The organism is Anaerorudis cellulosivorans (assembly GCF_025943985.1).
Taxonomy (GTDB): Bacteria; Bacteroidota; Bacteroidia; order Bacteroidales; family Dysgonomonadaceae; genus Anaerorudis; species Anaerorudis cellulosivorans.
Genome location: NZ_JAPCWE010000009.1, coordinates 12506 through 29523 on the forward strand (window position 1 = coordinate 12506; position 17018 = coordinate 29523).

General features: G+C 41.8%; 13 protein-coding genes. 6 read left to right on the plus strand and 7 right to left on the minus strand.

The window, feature by feature from the left end:
* Nucleotides 1-4: 4 nt before the first annotated feature.
* The 5 genes from OLM34_RS06475 to OLM34_RS06495 all read right to left on the minus strand — a co-directional run bounded on the left by OLM34_RS06475 (nucleotide 5) and on the right by OLM34_RS06495 (nucleotide 3555).
* On the minus strand, nucleotides 5-412 hold the full coding sequence (locus tag OLM34_RS06475; RefSeq protein WP_264406037.1) for a DUF4402 domain-containing protein: 408 nt from the start codon (nucleotides 410-412) through the stop codon (nucleotides 5-7).
* A 154-nt stretch (nucleotides 413-566) separates the two neighbouring features.
* A complete protein-coding gene (locus OLM34_RS06480) occupies nucleotides 567-1412 on the minus strand; it encodes a fimbrial biogenesis chaperone (RefSeq protein WP_264406039.1) in 846 nt (281 codons plus the stop codon).
* Nucleotides 1413-1471: 59 nt separating this feature from the next.
* Nucleotides 1472-1990, minus strand: coding sequence for a DUF4402 domain-containing protein (locus tag OLM34_RS06485; protein WP_264406040.1), 519 nt, complete (start codon nucleotides 1988-1990; stop codon nucleotides 1472-1474).
* A gap of 97 nt (nucleotides 1991-2087) precedes the next feature.
* Entirely contained in the window at nucleotides 2088-2612 is a 525-nt protein-coding gene (locus OLM34_RS06490; protein ID WP_264406042.1) for a DUF4402 domain-containing protein, read from the minus strand.
* 415 nt (nucleotides 2613-3027) lie between these two features.
* The gene (locus OLM34_RS06495) at nucleotides 3028-3555 is read right to left on the minus strand and encodes a DUF4402 domain-containing protein (RefSeq protein WP_264406044.1); all 528 of its coding nucleotides are present in this window, start codon (nucleotides 3553-3555) and stop codon (nucleotides 3028-3030) included.
* Nucleotides 3556-3870: 315 nt separating this feature from the next.
* On the opposite strand from OLM34_RS06495, the gene OLM34_RS06500 reads away from it, so the two are divergent.
* The 3 genes from OLM34_RS06500 (at nucleotide 3871) to trxB (ending at nucleotide 8142) form a co-directional block, all read left to right on the plus strand.
* Nucleotides 3871-6357 carry an FtsK/SpoIIIE family DNA translocase gene (locus tag OLM34_RS06500; protein ID WP_264406045.1) on the plus strand — a complete coding sequence of 829 codons (2487 nt, stop codon included), beginning with the start codon at nucleotides 3871-3873 and terminating at the stop codon, nucleotides 6355-6357.
* Between the two features lie 53 nt (nucleotides 6358-6410).
* Nucleotides 6411-7055 (plus strand): outer membrane lipoprotein periplasmic chaperone LolA1, encoded by a 645-nt coding sequence (lolA1, locus tag OLM34_RS06505; protein ID WP_264406046.1) that lies wholly within the window; start codon nucleotides 6411-6413, stop codon nucleotides 7053-7055.
* Nucleotides 7056-7191: 136 nt separating this feature from the next.
* Complete coding sequence (trxB, locus tag OLM34_RS06510) at nucleotides 7192-8142, plus strand: thioredoxin-disulfide reductase (RefSeq protein WP_264406047.1); 951 nt, start codon at nucleotides 7192-7194, stop codon at nucleotides 8140-8142.
* On the opposite strand, the gene OLM34_RS06515 is transcribed toward trxB, so the two are convergent.
* Both OLM34_RS06515 and OLM34_RS06520 read right to left on the minus strand, forming a co-directional pair.
* On the minus strand, nucleotides 8129-8587 hold the full coding sequence (locus OLM34_RS06515) for a MarR family winged helix-turn-helix transcriptional regulator (RefSeq protein WP_264406048.1): 459 nt from the start codon (nucleotides 8585-8587) through the stop codon (nucleotides 8129-8131). The two genes, trxB and OLM34_RS06515, sit on opposite strands and share 14 nt — an antisense overlap.
* A gap of 1 nt (nucleotide 8588) precedes the next feature.
* The gene (locus OLM34_RS06520; RefSeq protein ID WP_264406049.1) at nucleotides 8589-9146 is read right to left on the minus strand and encodes an NADPH-dependent FMN reductase; all 558 of its coding nucleotides are present in this window, start codon (nucleotides 9144-9146) and stop codon (nucleotides 8589-8591) included.
* Between the two features lie 339 nt (nucleotides 9147-9485).
* On the opposite strand from OLM34_RS06520, the gene OLM34_RS06525 reads away from it, so the two are divergent.
* The 3 genes from OLM34_RS06525 to OLM34_RS06535 all read left to right on the plus strand — a co-directional run bounded on the left by OLM34_RS06525 (nucleotide 9486) and on the right by OLM34_RS06535 (nucleotide 17015).
* A complete protein-coding gene (locus tag OLM34_RS06525) occupies nucleotides 9486-10448 on the plus strand; it encodes a sugar phosphate isomerase/epimerase family protein (protein WP_264406050.1) in 963 nt (320 codons plus the stop codon).
* Between the two features lie 96 nt (nucleotides 10449-10544).
* Nucleotides 10545-13172, plus strand: coding sequence for a glycosyl hydrolase 2 galactose-binding domain-containing protein (locus OLM34_RS06530; RefSeq protein ID WP_264406051.1), 2628 nt, complete (start codon nucleotides 10545-10547; stop codon nucleotides 13170-13172).
* A 456-nt stretch (nucleotides 13173-13628) separates the two neighbouring features.
* Entirely contained in the window at nucleotides 13629-17015 is a 3387-nt protein-coding gene (locus OLM34_RS06535; protein ID WP_413777200.1) for a SusC/RagA family TonB-linked outer membrane protein, read from the plus strand.
* Nucleotides 17016-17018: the final 3 nt, after the last annotated feature.

The following is a 17018-nucleotide window of genomic DNA, read 5'->3' on the forward strand; positions in this document are numbered from 1 at the left end:
TTTTTTATTCTTGAACGAATGTTACGGTGAAGGTTCCTCTGTAGTTACCCGGCGGGTTGACGGTAAGGCTTTGTACTTTTAATGTCGCTCCGATATGTACCGGATTGATGAAAGGGCTACCAGGTGTCGTTATAAATGTATTTCCGGGTTTATCGGTGGTAAAATTGGTAACGGTCATTTTTCCCTTACCTTCTGTATGGGTTAAGGTTGCATTGGTTGGAAGCACAATGTGAACTATGCGATTGGGAATTAATCTGACTTCAAATCGTGCAGGAAGCGGGGTAATGTCGGGGAATGCAACGATGGTTCCTGTGACCGTTCGGTTTCCGTAAGGAGACACAATAATATCGCCTCCCGAAAATCCCGGAGAGAAAGAACCAAACGACAAGGGTTGAACAACTCGTACCTCCATTTGATTTGGAGGAGAAGAATAAGCCACTTCCTGTATTTGTGAAAAAAGGTTCGGAATTGCAATGGCGTACAAGAATAGAAATAGATACAGAAATTTATGCTTTTTTTCCCTCTATGAATGGATACTATGATTCGCAGCATGTATTCATAACAATTTACGGCAACTGCAGTTCTTTTTCGTCGTACACCAGCGGTTTGGCTTCATTGGCATCGGTAAAACGCACAACGAGTTTACCGTTGTTCAAATTTACTCCTTCGGGAACAGTTAACGGCATAGAAAAACGGCGTACCGTATTGGGCGTATATACCGCAATTCCTCGTACTTTTCCCACATTGATGCGTTCTCCGGTGGGTGATACGTAATCCACCGTCAAATCGCCGTAAACCGACTTGGTGCCTTGACGGTTCAGTACCAGTTTCAGTACCGGAGACTCCTTTTCTTTTTGTTCAAGTGCCAATTCGCCGATGGTGCACGATGCCGACAGGTTGCCGATGCGTACGATCACCGGGATGGATATGCCGTAAATGGGAATAAGCCGAATACCAATCCCGGTTGTATCGGTAGCTGCCGTTTCGTTTCCCTGAGGTTCCTCTTTGGGTATAGCCCTGAAATACAGGTGCGAACGATATTCTCCTTCTTCCAAACCGGGTCTTCTTCTTACCTGGATGCGCACTACTTGCGATTCGTTGGGTGCCAATTCGATGGAACGAGGGAAAAAACGCAACATGGGCGAAGCAAATTTTTCGCCCTGCATCGGTTCGGTGATTTCCTGCAAATTGCCATCTTCGGTCATTCGGTATTCGATCAGAGAAATGGAATAAAAGGCCGTGTCTTGTCCTATATTGGCCACAACGATTTCTTCAATTTGTTTGTTGCCTTCCAGCACCACCCGATGCGGTGTGATCAACAAATCGCCCTGTGCCGATGCAAACAGCGGACATAACAAAAGTAAAATAAAAAAACCGAGTCCTGCTTTTATTTCTTTACTTACATTCTTCATTCGTTTTAAAAAAATTAAAAGGGCAGCTTAAGACCGCCCTTTCGCTAAAAAGAATAGTTTTATTGGTGGGTGACAATTACGTCGAATGTTCCTTCATATAATCCGGCAGGTTGATTAGCTGGCACAGTGAGTTTTCCACCTACATTGAATGTTTCTTTTCCTGTAGCATCAAAAACCCCTGTAGCGCTATGAACGAAATTAGCGATGGTCATCGTCTCGGTGCCACCTGATAAAGTTAGTGTAACAGAGTTGTTGGCAGGTAAAGTAACAAAATAGTGTCCCTTGGCTTTTCCATGTGCTGTAAACTTGGCGGGTTGGCCAAGATTAGTAGCTAAAAGAACAACACCTCCCGTTTGGGATCTGGTTCCATCTGTTTCCATTGATACAGTACCAGCAATTATCCCACTTGCAAAGGTACCAAAATCAAGATCTGCGTCCTTGTCAATGGTAATAACTTCGACAACAGTAGCTTTTGCAGTTGCAGTGGCACTTGCAGTAGCTCCGTTTTGTGCTTTCATCTGTTGTGTTGCAAGCATCATTACGAATAGGCTTGCCAATAAAAATACTGTTTTTTTCATACATTTTTGTTTTTAATTGTTAGTAAACGGTTTGGTTTTTTAATTTGATTGTTGATATATTTGAGTAAATTAATCCTTAAGTATAAAAAATGTTGAATTAATAGTAGGCAACGGTTATTTTCAAGTCGGTTGTGTTTTTATACGTACCTAGTGCCTGATAATTATACACATGTAACGTTGCGCCTATTTTAATGATCTTCTCTCCGTTTCCATCCAATGTAGAAGGCGATGTGATGCTATTGTAGGTAAAATTATCCACCAACATCGACGATCCGCTGCCATCAGTATTGATAACGCTGAAAGAATAAGGGAAAGTGATCGTAAAGGTAGCATTAGGGTCGCCGGTAACTTTAAACTGTGCAGCAGTAATGGATTCTCCTGTTACGGTTGCTAATTGAACGCCTGTAGCGGCTCGCTGGTTGTTAACATCTACGGTTACCGTTCCCCCTCCATTTCTTGGGGAAAACATGCTTCCAAAATTCAAATCGGCTTCTTTGGTAATTTGAAGTCCGCTGACAATTTTGGCTGTTGTTTCGGCTGTTGCGCTTATTTGAGCATTCACATGCTGCGTTAAAAAAAGGATTACGAAAAGTGCGGTCAGGGGAAAAATGAACTTTCTCATAAAGAGGTTTTAATTGGTTGTTCGCGTTGAATTTTGTCTGAAAAAAAGAACGAACTGTCTTTTTCTTTAAAAAATCGCTGCAAATTTAGCCTATTGTTTTCGACCTGTAAAATATTAATATAAAATTAAGGTTAAATAATCATAAACTTTGCTTACGATACATCGCAGTCATTTTTCAGGCAGTATAAATAGGCTCTTGTTAAGCCGTTTTTTTGTTTGCAATATACCTTCCTGTCTTCTCCGTACCTTCTCCGTACCAAGGCTGCACCATCCTCGCTCCAAGTCCGCTCCGGAATTTAGCTTTTTTTGCTGAAAAAATGCAGGTGAGTTTTATCCCACATCAACAACATCCGACGTTGTTGTCCCTGCCTTAAAGCGAGCAAGAAGCGAGCATGAAACAGCCAAGAGGTAGATATTATTGATAGGCTACCGTTACTGTCATTCCGCTTTCGTTTGTATATACGCCTTCTTCCTGGTTGGCATCAACGTGAAGCGTTGCCCCAACGTTGATGATTTGTTCTCCGTTTTCCGACAATGTACCCGAGGTTGCAGGTGTGGTGGTGATATTATCGACTAGCATCATTTCTGTTCCCCCTTCGCGGGTAATGATGATCGATGCTGGAACGGCGATGGAATAGGAAGCATTCGGTAAACCGGAAACCGTGAATCGAGCTGCGGTTATAGTTCCCTGTGACGATGTTGGCAAGGTAACATCGCCTGAGTGGGTTCGTGAATTGTCGGTTTCGATTTTTACGGTACCGCTGCTTGATCCGGCAATGATATTTCCAAAGGAAAGATCGGTTGTTTTGGCGATTTTGATGGGTGCAACAATGGTTGCCGTTGCTTTTGCTGTAGCTGAAGCACTCGGAGATTGGGCACACAATTGGTGCGCTGCAAATTCAATTATAAAAAAGCATGTTAACAAAAAAATCAACTTTTTCATAATTTTGTTTTTTACTGTTTATCAATCTCTCTTTTTCAGAAAACAGGATCTCTTTCTGTCGCTACTTTAATAATAACACCTTAAAATACAAAATTCCTACAAAAATTGCCGAAATTTATGTATAAAAAATGCTAAAAATACGATGATAATTTGATTATATGAAAAAAGGAATGTTGAAAGTGTATTTTACAGCCGGCTGATTTTCTTGCAGATTTTGACGAATACGGAATTTTAACGAGTCTCTGGGTAAATTGAAAATTATCATGTAAATTTGCAGGAAATACGCGGGCTTTTTCGGAACGAAACGAACAACCTATGGTAAAAGCGAGAAAGAACATAAAAAAGAAACGATCGGTTTCACGGAAGAAGAACAGCCATTGGCTCGCTTTTTTTAAAAGCGAGCGGTTGCATTTTCTTTTGGGGGTGATTATTGCTTTTACAGGAATTTTTATTTTTCTTTCCATGATTTCGTTCCTGTTTACCGGAGCTGCCGATCAAAGTAAGGTGCTTAACCGCTCTTTTGTCGAGTTGGTCAACGATAAAAATTTGCAGGTCGAGAATTGGACGGGTGTAGGAGGTGCTTTTATTGCCGAAAGGCTTATTAACGGGGGGTTTGGAATTTTTTCGATCCTTATTCCCTTTTTCATTGCTTATATTGGCCTTCGGTTGATGAAAGTGTCTAATTTTTCCTTTTTCAATGTTCTTTTTTTCACGGCTTTGGGATTAATCGGCGGGTCGATTGCATCTGCTTTTGTTCTTGGTAAACTTTTTCCTGATAGTCATATCAATTGGGGCGGCAGTCATGGTGTTCGAATAGAACAGTTGTTGGAAAGCAGCATCGGGTGGCCGGGAGTGATTTTGGTAATCCTTTTGTTTATCATCGTTTTTCGTGTTCTTATTCGAAAAAATTCCGTTCAGGAAATTCGTCAAACATTGGTCAACGATAAGCCGAAATCTGACGAGGCAGAAGAAGGTACTCCCGATGAGCCTGAGATAAATAAGGTAGCAGAGGAAACAGAACCGGAAACAGAGCAAAAACCTTCCTTTTTGAAACGTTTGTTCAGAAGAAAAAGAAGAAGCGATGAAGACGATGAGGAGGAAAGAGAGAATGAGCAGGAAAGCGGTGCAACAGACAATGTAACGATGCAAAACAGGGAATCTTTGTCAACGGATAAAAACGATTTTGAGGTGGTGGTTCCCAAAGATGAAGAGCCGGTTATCGGTACTCCTGCGCAAGTTTTCACTGCATTTCGCCCCGATACAGAAGTTGTAGATGAAGGACGTATCGAGATTCTGGAAGATTACGACCCGCGAAAAGACCTTTCAGCGTTTCGTTTTCCGACGACGGATCTGCTCAAAACGTACCATACGGGCAACAGGGAGGTAAATATGCAGGAGCAGAATGAGAACAAGGATAAGATTATTCATACGCTTCGCAATTATGGTATCGAAATTACCTCCATAAAAGCTACGGTGGGACCGACCGTTACCTTATACGAAATCGTACCGCAGGCGGGTGTGCGGATTTCGCGCATTCGGAATCTCGAAGACGATATTGCATTGAGCTTGTCGGCGTTGGGAATCCGCATTATTGCTCCCATGCCGGGAAAAGGAACCATCGGGATTGAAGTGCCCAACAAAGATCCGCAAATTGTATCGATGCACTCGGTAATATCTTCAAAGAAATTTCAGGAATGTACGTACGATTTGCCTGTGGCACTGGGAAAAACCATTACAAACGAGGTTTTTATTTTCGACCTGACCAAAATGCCGCATTTGCTGGTTGCGGGTGCAACCGGACAAGGGAAATCGGTTGGGCTTAATGCCATCATTACCTCATTGCTTTACAAAAAACATCCGGCTGAGATGAAGCTGGTGTTGATCGACCCGAAAATGGTGGAATTCAATATTTATTCCATTATCGAAAGGCATTATCTTGCGAAGCTTCCCGATGAAGAAAAGGCCATTATTACCGATGTGACCAAAGTGACGCAGACGCTGAATTCGCTCACCAAAGAGATGGACGATCGTTACGAGTTGTTGATGCGGGCACACGTGCGTACCATTAAGGAGTATAACGAGAAGTTCGTCAAACGTCGCTTGAATCCGAACAACGGGCATCGGTACATGCCCTATATCGTGGTGGTGATCGACGAGTTTGGCGATCTGATTATGACGGCGGGCAAAGAAATTGAGATGCCCATTGCGCGTATTGCGCAGAAAGCTCGTGCCGTGGGTATCCACATGGTTATCGCAACGCAGCGGCCTACAACCAACATCATTACGGGAACCATCAAGGCCAATTTTCCTGCCCGCATGGCTTTTCGGGTGACGTCGCAGATCGATTCGCGTACAATTCTCGACATGAACGGCGCAAATCAGTTGACCGGGCGAGGCGATTTGCTTTTTTCTCAGGGAAACAATCTTATCCGCATTCAATGTGCTTTTGTGGATACGCCCGAGATTGACGAAATTGCCCGCTACATCGGCAGCCAGCGGGGATACGAAACGGCGTATGCGTTGCCTGAGGTTTTGACAGACGAGGGGGATAAACCCGGGGCAGTAGATTTAAATGAGCGGGACACGTTGTTTGAGGAAGCAGCGAGGCTTATTGTGATTCACCAGCAGGGTTCGACGTCGCTCATCCAGCGCAAGTTTTCCATTGGTTATAATCGTGCCGGGCGGTTGATGGATCAGCTGGAAGCTGCAGGAATTGTGGGTCCCGCACAAGGGAGTAAGCCTCGTGACGTGTATATTTCGGATGAATATTCGCTGGAAAAGCTGCTCGATTCGTTGCGCTAAGTTTTTAAACCTTCAACAGTGCATTCGATCAATTAAAAAAGGCTACTACAAAAATGAAAAAAAATATTCTCACTTTGATTTTCTTTATGGCCGGCTTGCTCTCTTTTTCGCAGACTAATAACGATGCGAGAGCAATGTTGGACAAGATTTATGAAGCTTACGAACAATCCAAAGGCGTAAAATTCTCCTTCGAGGTTAGCACCATCGATGCCAAGGGTATGTCTTACGGGTCTCAACAAGGCGAAGCCATGATGAAAGGGGACAAGTTTAAGTTGGACATGAATACGACGACGATATGGTTTGACGGAAAAACGCAATGGGTGTTGCTGAAAGATGCCGGAGAAGTAAATATCAGCAATCCTTCGGGGAAAGAGATTACGTTTATCAGTCCGATGGCTTTGTTACGTGTATATAAGAGCGGTTATACACTGAAAAAACCGATATCGACAACGGTTAACGGTCAACGTGCATATGTTATCGATATGATACCCAATACTTCGCGTAGCGATTTCAAACAACTGTCGGTTGCCGTAGATAAAAAGACGAATACGGTTTTGCAGATAAAAACAACGCTCAAAAATAATCAGAAAAATCGTATCGATATTAAAAATTATAACGAGAACCATAATTTTCCCGATTCGGTTTTTGTATTCAACAAAGCCGATTATCCTGATGTCGAGGTGGTAGATCTTCGTTAATTTGTTTTATTTAAGCTAAATAGATAATGCTTATATCGCTTCCTTAAAATGAGGAAGTGTTGTACCTTTGTCGCCGAAAGATAATCCTAAGGGCATTCTCCTGCCGGAGAGGGCGATCTATATAGAAAAAAGAAATATGAGAAATAGCGTAAAATGTCTGATTATAGGAGCAGGGCCAGCCGGTTATACGGCTGCCATTTATGCTTCGCGTGCCAATTTGGAGCCGGTTTTGTATGAAGGAATGCAACCGGGAGGACAACTGACCACTACGATGGAAGTAGAAAATTTTCCGGGATATCCCGAAGGGGTGAGTGGTCCGCAAATGATGGAGGATTTCAAAAAGCAGGCGGAAAGATTCGGTACCGAAATTCGTTCCGGAAGAGCAACAGCAGTGGATTTTTCGGTTCGCCCGCTTAAAGTAACCATCGATAATGAATATACCGTTGAGGCGGACACGGTAATTATTGCCACAGGGGCTGCAGCCAAATACTTGGGGTTGCCCGACGAGAAAAAGTACGCGGGGCAGGGGGTTTCGGCTTGTGCCACATGCGACGGTTTCTTTTATCGCAAAAAGAAAGTTGCGGTAGTTGGTGGTGGAGATACGGCATGCGAAGAGGCTCTTTATTTGGCCGGATTGGCAGAGAAAGTATATATGATTGTGCGCAAACCTTATCTGCGTGCATCACGAATCATGCAGGAACGGGTGATGAATCATCCAAAGATTGAAATTCTCTTCGAACACAATGTGGTGGGTTTGTTCGGCGAAAAAGGGGTTGAAGGTGCTCATTTGGTCAAACGGATGGGGCAACCCGATGAGGAACATTTGGATATAGCCATCGATGGTTTGTTTCTTGCCATCGGGCACAAACCGAACAGCGATATTTTCAGCGATTTTCTGGAATTGGACGAGGCCGGATATATCAAAACCCAACATCCGGGCACGCGTACCAATGTGGAAGGCGTTTTTGCCGCCGGCGATGTAGCTGACCCCATTTACCGCCAGGCGGTTACGGCTGCAGGTACGGGTTGTCGTGCGGCTATCGATGCCGAGCGGTATTTGATCGAAAAAGGACTTACTTCATTCTGATCTTATCCAGTAGTCGGTTAAGTTCCGCAACTTCTTCAGGCGATAGGTTGGAGAGCAACTTATCGCTTTCTTTTTCGCAATGATACATTTCATTCAGCAGAGCCAATCCTTTCTCCGTAATTTTTATCGATTTTTGCCGTCGGTCGTCGGGGTTTTCTTCTCGTGTTACCCATCCTTTTTCGTATAGTCTATCGATGATTCGGCTCATATCGGAATGCTTGTCCAGCATACGTTCTTTTATGAAGCCGATGGTTAGAGGTCCTTTCGCTTGGAATCCGCGTAAAATGCGCAACACGTTATATTGCTGTTCGGTGATGTTGTGCTTTTTAAGGGATTGATCAAATTTGTAACTGACTTGTTTTGCCGTGTAAATCAAATTGATCAATCCCTTGTGATAGATATTCCTAAAACGTCCTTTTATTTCTTCTTCAATACTTATCGGCATTTTATTTTCTTACAGTTTTCAATGCTTCTCCCCAGCTAACCAATTGATCGATCATTGCATGAAGCGTGGTTTCGTGAAAAGAGGCAGGTTTAAATACACTGAAATTCTCGAAATCGGTAAAAAGCGAGAGTGCTACCTGAGTCCTTACGTCAGCGACCATAATTTCGCCCATGATTTGTCGTAATTGTTCCACTGCACGCACGCCTCCCGATGAACCGTAGCTTACGAAACCGGCGGCTTTGTTGTTCCATTCGGCGAAAATGAAATCGATGGCATTTTTTAGAGCGCCTGTCGGGGCATGATTGTATTCGGGGGTAACAAAAATAAAGGCATCCAACGAGGCAATTTTTTCGGCCCACTTCTTTGTATGCGGATGCATATATTGGTGCATGGACGCCGGAATGGGTTCATCGAGTAAAGGTAAGTCATAATCGTTGATATCGACTACTTCGAATGCTGCATCGTTTCTTTTGCTTGCTATTTCATAAACCCATTTGGCAACTGCTTCTGAATTGCGCCCGGGTCTGGTGCTTCCGATAATAATTCCTATGGTAATCATCCTGTTTTAATTTTATTGTTTTAATTCGTTACAAAGATATGTTTAAACATTGTATGTTGCAACATATAATACGTTAAATATCTGTAAAAGTGTAGGGCATGTGCATAACCGATGAACTGTAAAATAAGATTTGTTTGATTTTGAGAATAGATGCCGATTTTTTTTTAATGATCTGGTAAATCAATGGGATCGGTGATTTATATTAAGGATAAAATCGAGTTCGATAAATTTTCATTAAAATAATTTTTTAATTTGAATATAAAATTTTAAATTTGGCACGTAAAATCACGCGATTTTTATCGTCATTTTTGAAATACTTGCTATCAAAATCTAAATAAAATGAAAACAAACAGGAGAGATTTTATTCGAAAGTCGGCTATAGCTGCTGTTGGAATGGGGATGGTAACATCATGCGATACCTCTTCAAAAGAAAAAACCACAACGGAAAAGAAAAAAGCACGATGCAATCCGATTGGTGTGTCCACATATTCGTTTTGGCAATTTAACGGCCCCAAAGAAAATGCACCTATCGAAGATTGTATCGAGAAAGCAGCGGAAATGGGTTTCGATGGTATTGAGTTTTTGCTGGTTCAAATGCAATCGGAAGAAAATGGGTATTTGCAAAAACTAAAACGACAAGCTTTTCATGCCGGTCTCGATCTTATGGGATTTTCCACTCACCAGGGCTTTGTGTATCCCGAAAAAGAAAAACGTCAAGCCGAAGTGGAGAAAACTATTCATCAGATCGAATTGGCTTATCAACTGGGGATCCCTACCATGCGGCTGAATACCGGACGGTGGGGTACGATTGAATCTTTTGACGAGTTGATGGCCAATAAAGGTATCGAGCCTGTTTTGGAGGGTTATACCGAAGAAGACGGATTTAAATGGGTGATTGATGCCATTGAACAGTGCATCCCTACAGCTGAAAAATGTGGAGTGACAATCGGTCTCGAAAATCATTGGGGGTTGGGAAGAACCGCCGAAGGGGTACTGCGTATTGTTAATGCCATCGATTCGCCGTGGTTACGGGTAACAGCCGATACCGGCAATTTTCTGGAACGGCAGTACGAACAGTTGGAAATGTTGGCACCCATGACTTCGTTGATTCAGGCCAAAACTTATTTTGGTGGCGGAAAATGGTATACGCTCGATATCGACTATCGCCGGGTTGCCGAAATTTTCAGAAAAGTAAACTATCGCGGCTATATTTCAATCGAATTTGAAGGAAAAGAAGATCCCATGACTGCTGTACCCAAAAGTTTGGAAATGATACGTGAAGCATTTACCTACGAAGTTTGATCAGGAATGCGAAAATACGTAATGATGCCGTGAAAAAAATTTCCGCATCGTATGTTGGTACAGGCAATTTAATTCGGTTTTTGATAATTATACTCAATGCGATTTAGAAATTTATTTTTGGCGTTTTCGGTTTTCTTTTTGTTCGATCTGTCTTTGCATGCCCAAGGAAATGAAATGCTGTTGCATGACGATTGGAAAGCGAAGCGGGCAAGCGAAATACTTGTCGATGGAACGGTGATTTCTTCGCCTGACTTCAATTTGGTAGGATGGATGGATGCGGTGGTACCCGGAACGGTGCTGACCACATTGTTGCATAATCAGGTGTTTCCGGATCCGTTTTTTGGCTTAAACAACGAGTTAATTCCGGATATTTATGATGTAGGTGCCGGATTTTATACGTTTTGGTTTCGTAAAACATTTTCACTGCCACGTGTTGAGGAAGGACAAGAAGTGTGGTTGAAATTCAGGGGGATCAACTATGCTGCCGATATTTTTCTCAATGGTCGCCGAATCAATCCGGATACGCATCGAGGAATGTTTTTACGCCAAAAATACAGGATTACTCCTTATATCAATAAGGAAGGGGTGAATATTTTGGCTGTGATCGTTCGACCTCCTTATTCTGTCGGTGAGGCAAATGGAGGACAAGGGGGCGATGGTACTATTGCCCGATCGGTTACCCAGCAGTATACTCCCGGTTGGGATTGGGTATGCCCGGTTCGCGATCGAAATACGGGAATTTGGGATCGGGTTTCCCTTGAGATCACCGGAGACGTGGACTTGCGAAATCCTTTTGTAAAAACCTATGTACCCGGTAAGCGGCAGCCGGGAATACATCAGGAGCCGGCTTATCTTACTGTTTCTGCCGAACTCGTGAATGCATCTGATGTGGTTCAGAAAGGAAATCTGATTGCCGAGATTGATGGACGAATGTGGAAAATGCCGGTAGCGATTGAAGCGGGCAAATCGACGGTGTTTTCTTTTTCTGAAATTACAATGGAAAATCCCCGGCTTTGGTGGCCTAACGGTGTGGGAGAGCCTTTTTTATATGACCTTCGACTTCGATTTGAGCAACAGGGAAAAATTGTCGACTGCGATACGGTTGCTTTTGGAATTCGGGAAACCGGCACCTATTTCGACGAAAAAGTCGGCGGACGCGTTTTTCTTGTTAATGGTCAAAAGATATTCATCAAAGGCGGAAATTGGATTTCTTCCGATTTGTTGTTGCGCCTTTCTCCCGAGCGTTATGAATCCGAGGTGAAGATGCACGCGCAAATGAACATGAATATGATTCGTGTTTGGGGTGGTTCTATCACCGAGCGCCCCGAGTTTTACGATGCTTGCGACAAGTATGGCATATTGGTTTGGCAGGATTTATGGATAACGGGCGACTGTAACGGGCGGTGGTATGATCCGCGAAAAAAAGAGTCTCAAGCTCGTCGCAGGGCTTACCCTGATGATCATACCCTGTTTCTTAATTCGGTTATCGATCAAATTAAAATGTTGCGCAATCATCCGAGCCTTTATTTATGGTGTGGAGGAAATGAATTTCCACCTCTGGACGATATTCATGATCGACTTGTAGGCGAAATTTTTCCGGTATATGACGGTACTCGATATTATTTGAATGAATCGACCTCACTCGATTTATCGCGACACGATATAGGCGGAGGTGGTGACGGTCCTTATGGGATACAAGAACCCGTTCGATTTTTTAATACCCCATCTTATCCTTTTAATCCCGAAATCGGATCGGTGGGTATGCCCAATGGAGAAACCATGCGGAAAATGATGTCTGAAAAGGATTTGACTCCACCTGAAAATGATCGGCCGAATCCTGTGTGGCAATATCACAAATACATAGGTTATGGTGAAACGATAGCCCGTTTTGGTCAAATACGCGGGATCGATGATTTTTGCAGAAAGGCTCAGGTGGTCAATTATGAGCAATATCGTGCATTGCAGGAAGGGTTTAATGCCGGCATGTGGAATAGGTACACAGGGATGCTGGTTTGGAAAAATCAAAATCCCTGGACAGCACTGCGAGGGCAGTTTTATGATGTTTTTCTCGACCAGAATGCCGGCTTTTACGGTTACATGCATGCTGCCCGCTCGCTTCACGTACAGTTGAACCTGAATGATTTTGCTCTTTGTGCCGTGAATCAAACGTTGATCGATGCCGTGAATCAAACGGTGGAAGCATATTTATTCGATATTAAAGGAAAGCTGTTGAGCAATCAACGTTTCCGGATGGATATTCCCGCTAATTCAGTTCGGGTTGCTGGAAAAGCCGATTTTGCGAAAAAGCCGACAGGGCTTTATTTTCTAAGACTGGTATTGAAAAACGAGAAAGGCGAAATTGTAGACGAAAACCTGTATTGGTTGACAAATAAACCCACGGATTTGCGGGAATTGCAAACGTTGGCTGATGCTTCTCTTCAACTTAAGATTAAAAAAGACGATAGGGGAAAAAGTGTAGCTACCATTAAAAATACCGGTTCCGAAACCGCTTTTTTTATTCGGTTGAAAGTTTGGAACGCAACTACAAACCAAATTGTTGCTCCTGTTTTTTTCAGCGATAATTATTTCACTCTTTTCCCCGGTGAACAAAAAAATCTTGATGTCGATTTTTCAGTCCTGCCAGTGGAATTAATAGATGACACCAATTTAGTTCTTCAAGCAGAATTAGGAAACGGAAGAACAGTAGAAATACCCATTCAATAAAAAACGATCAAAAGATGAAAGGGACTATAATTTAACAGTTTCTATATTAATCATTATCTGATAAGTAGATGATAATTAATTTTATTTATAATATTTTATGTTAATATGGTATTGTTTATTTTTTTAAATGCTATATCTTTGTGACGTTATGTATAAAAAAAGTTACGTTTTGGTTATATAATCTCTTTTAAAACCGTATATAATTTGATCACATGAGGAATTTTGTTATTATTAATCGATAAAAGTACCTAAAACAGTAGTTTTTAGGTATGTATTATTTTATAAACCAATTTTAAATTAATTTAAAAACCACAAGAGTATGAAAAGAAAGAAAATTTTAGTTTGTTGCCCGATTATTGGCAGGAGAGTACAAAATTGATTTAAATCAATCTTTTAATTTTGGCTTTTACCTATTAATTTCAGTAAATTATTTAAAACAATTAAAACTAAAAGAGGATGAAAATGAAAAATCTTTTTGCCCTTAAAGGCATTCTGACATTCATTATGAGTGTCGCTGCCTTTACTGTTTTTGCCCAAAATATAACCGTAAGCGGAACGGTGACGGATGATACCGGTATGCCGGTTATAGGGGCTACAGTTGTTGTGGTAGAGACTCCTACCAAAGGGACGGTAACCGATCTTGATGGAAATTACACCTTAAAAGATGTACCATCGAATGCAACATTGCGGTTCAGTTTTGTGGGATTGAAAACACAGATTGTTCCTGTCAATGGTCGAACTAAAATTGATGTTGTTCTGGCTCAAGATACAGAAGTTCTGCAAGAAGTGGTAGTAACGGCATTGGGAATGAAGCGTGAGCAGAAAGCTTTGGGATACGCCATGACAGAATTCAGCGGTGACGAATTGAACGTTAATGTAATTAATCCCGTAAATGCTTTGCAGGGGAAAGTTGCCGGAGTAGAAATCGCGAATTCTGATGGAGGAATGTTTGGTTCTACGAAAATATTGATTCGAGGTGCTTCAACTCTCGGTAAAAATAATCAACCTATTTACGTTGTCGACGGTATCATTCTCGATAATAATATATCTAAATCGGGAGATGCAGATTGGGATCAATCAGCCAATGATTATGGTAATGAATTAAAGAACCTTAACCCTGCTGATTTCGAAACAGTGTCGGTATTGAAAGGGGCAGCTGCAACAGCTTTGTATGGATCCAGAGGGTTAAACGGAGTGGTATTGATCACCACAAAAAGTGGTAAAGCACGAAAAGGTATCGGGATTCAAGTTTCTCAAACGCTAGGTACCGATTATGTTTATGCCCAGCCACGTTTTCAAAATGTTTACGGTGACGGAGCATTATCCGGTTATGTGGATTATGGGGAAAGGGATGCCGAGGGAAATTATTATCGTTTTGATAATCAGCGACAATTTATGTTGAATGAGAAGGGGGAACATACTTTAATAGGTGATTGGCAAGGATTGGGATTTGGCCCTAAATTTGATGGTTCGCCTATTGAGTATTATGATCATTCCATAAGGCCCTATTCGGCGGTTAAAAATAATTTTAAAGATACGTATGATTTGGGATTCAATTCGACTACCAATATTGCTATAACCGGAGGTAACGATAAAACTACTTTTTATACGTCGTTATCTTATATGTATCGAACGGGTACGTTGCCAAACAACAAATTTGAAAGATTTACAGGGTTAGCCAAAACTTCTCATAATATAACGGACAAGGTAAATTTGGAAGCATCTGTCTCTTTTGCAAATTCGTTGCCTCAAAATCCTCAACCTAATGTTGGGGAAAATTATATCGACGGGACGTGGTCGCGTGCGTACGATCCGGATTTGTTGAAAAAGAAATATAAAGGTGTTCATGGCGGACTTGCTTCAACTGATTATGGAGATGAATATGGCTCTATACCTGGTAAAGGAACCTGGTGGAGGATTTATGAGAACAACTATCCGAGAAAGGAAACCGCTGTGAGACCTACCATTACCTTAAGAGCCACTCTTACCGATTGGTTGGATTTCAGAGCAGAAGGAAACTACAATTATTATTATACCCGAAGCGAATCGAAAGAGTTGGGTAGTGGCTATGCTAACGAAGGCGGCTATTATGCGATAGATATGTATACAAAAGAACAAACCAATCTGAATGCCACATTCAATGCATTAAAAAATTTCGAAAATTGGACTTTAGGTGGTTTCATTAGAGGCGAATATTTCAATAACTTTGAACAATATAGCCGATTAAATACCAATGGTGGATTAATCGTTCCGGGACAATATTTCATTGAAAATTCAAAAAGCAGTGTAAGTTATCAAGGATACATTGGTGGTAGAAAACGAATGTATTCGATTGCTTCAGCAATCAATGCAAGCTGGAATGATCAAATCTTTTTGGATATTACAGGGAGAAACGACTGGTCGTCGGCTCTTGTATATACCGATGGTCACGGGACTTTTTCTTATTTCTATCCTTCGGTTTCCGGTTCGTGGTTGGTGCATAATACCTTTGATTTGCCGGAATGGATTTCTTTCTTAAAAGTGCGCGGATCTTGGGCTCAGGTTGGTAATGATACTGAACCGTATATGATTAATACGGCTTATTCATTGGAAACTTCAAATACGGTGAATGGTAAAGTGTATTCGCTTAAACTGCCTTCAACGGTATATGATGCAAATTTAAAACCTGAACGTAAAAATGCATGGGAAGTGGGACTTGACTGGCGCATCCTTAATAATCGAATCGCTCTTGATGTAGCATATTATAAGGAAAATACGTATGACCAGATCATGTCGATTGCCGTTCCTTATGTATCCGGCATCAGTAATCAGCTTATTAATGCAGGAAATATTCAAAATAAAGGTATAGAATTGACGTTGAATACCGTTCCTTATACTTCTAACGATTTGGAATGGACACTGGATTTCACGTATACTAAAAATGATAATAAAATTGTTGACTTGCATGAAAATGTTGCTAACTATATTACTTTAACCGGAACGCCCGATTACGGGAATTACCGAATTGGTTCGGTGGCAAAAGTAGGTGCTTCTTATGGCATACTGATGTCGGATTCCAAAATGGCTATTGATGAGAAGTCGGGGTTGCCGATTCTTCGCTGGAATGATAACCATCGAGCTGCCTATTATGCCCGTAGCGGAAAAGTTGAGGAAGTTGGATCGATGATTCCTGATTTTTTGGGATCAGTATCTACCGGAATTCGTTATAAAAATTGGAATTTACGCGGCTCTGTCGACATGCGTTTTGGTGGATTAGTTGCTTCTTACGGATCTCGTTACGGTACTGCTTACGGGTATACCGAAGCGTCGTTGAAATATTCTGCTCCCGAGTATGGGGGAGTAACCTGGAAGTCGAAGTTTGACGGATTGACGTATTATGATGGCGTTATTCCTGATGGTATTTTTCCGGCGGGGACGAAAATCACAATACCTAATCCTCCCGACCCTAAGAATCCTTTTTATACAGTTGCCGAAGGTGGAGAAACATTTCAATCTTTATATGAAAAAGGAATAGTTGAACCTACGCATGCTTCAGCATGGCATTATCGCGTAAACAATTGGGGATCGGGTGTTGTCAATGATAATTGGGTTTCAGAACTTAATTATATTGCTTTGCGTGAGGTAACGCTTAGTTACCAGGTTTCTCAATCTTTTGCCCGCATGATGGGAGCAACAAGTATGAATCTTTCACTCTCAGGGCATAATTTGGGCTATTTATTGAATAATATGCCGAATGGCGAAAATCCCGAAGCTGTTCGAGGCACTTCAGCTTCCGAATTTCGCGTACGAACATTTTCCGGATTTACTGCATCTTATATGTTCACGATAAATGTGGGTTTTTAATCT

Bases quoted from the DNA above. Each gene is read 5' to 3' on its own strand.
- OLM34_RS06475 (WP_264406037.1), bottom strand. From the start codon at position 412: ATGGAGGTACGAGTTGTTCAACCCTTGTCGTTTGGTTCTTTCTCTCCG.
- OLM34_RS06480 (WP_264406039.1), bottom strand. From the start codon at position 1,412: ATGAAGAATGTAAGTAAAGAAATAAAAGCAGGACTCGGTTTTTTTATT.
- OLM34_RS06485 (WP_264406040.1), bottom strand. From the start codon at position 1,990: ATGAAAAAAACAGTATTTTTATTGGCAAGCCTATTCGTAATGATGCTT.
- OLM34_RS06490 (WP_264406042.1), bottom strand. From the start codon at position 2,612: ATGAGAAAGTTCATTTTTCCCCTGACCGCACTTTTCGTAATCCTTTTT.
- OLM34_RS06495 (WP_264406044.1), bottom strand. From the start codon at position 3,555: ATGAAAAAGTTGATTTTTTTGTTAACATGCTTTTTTATAATTGAATTT.
- OLM34_RS06500 (WP_264406045.1), top strand. From the start codon at position 3,871: ATGGTAAAAGCGAGAAAGAACATAAAAAAGAAACGATCGGTTTCACGG.
- lolA1 (WP_264406046.1), top strand. From the start codon at position 6,411: ATGAAAAAAAATATTCTCACTTTGATTTTCTTTATGGCCGGCTTGCTC.
- trxB (WP_264406047.1), top strand. From the start codon at position 7,192: ATGAGAAATAGCGTAAAATGTCTGATTATAGGAGCAGGGCCAGCCGGT.
- OLM34_RS06515 (WP_264406048.1), bottom strand. From the start codon at position 8,587: ATGCCGATAAGTATTGAAGAAGAAATAAAAGGACGTTTTAGGAATATC.
- OLM34_RS06520 (WP_264406049.1), bottom strand. From the start codon at position 9,146: ATGATTACCATAGGAATTATTATCGGAAGCACCAGACCCGGGCGCAAT.
- OLM34_RS06525 (WP_264406050.1), top strand. From the start codon at position 9,486: ATGAAAACAAACAGGAGAGATTTTATTCGAAAGTCGGCTATAGCTGCT.
- OLM34_RS06530 (WP_264406051.1), top strand. From the start codon at position 10,545: ATGCGATTTAGAAATTTATTTTTGGCGTTTTCGGTTTTCTTTTTGTTC.
- OLM34_RS06535 (WP_413777200.1), top strand. From the start codon at position 13,629: ATGAAAATGAAAAATCTTTTTGCCCTTAAAGGCATTCTGACATTCATT.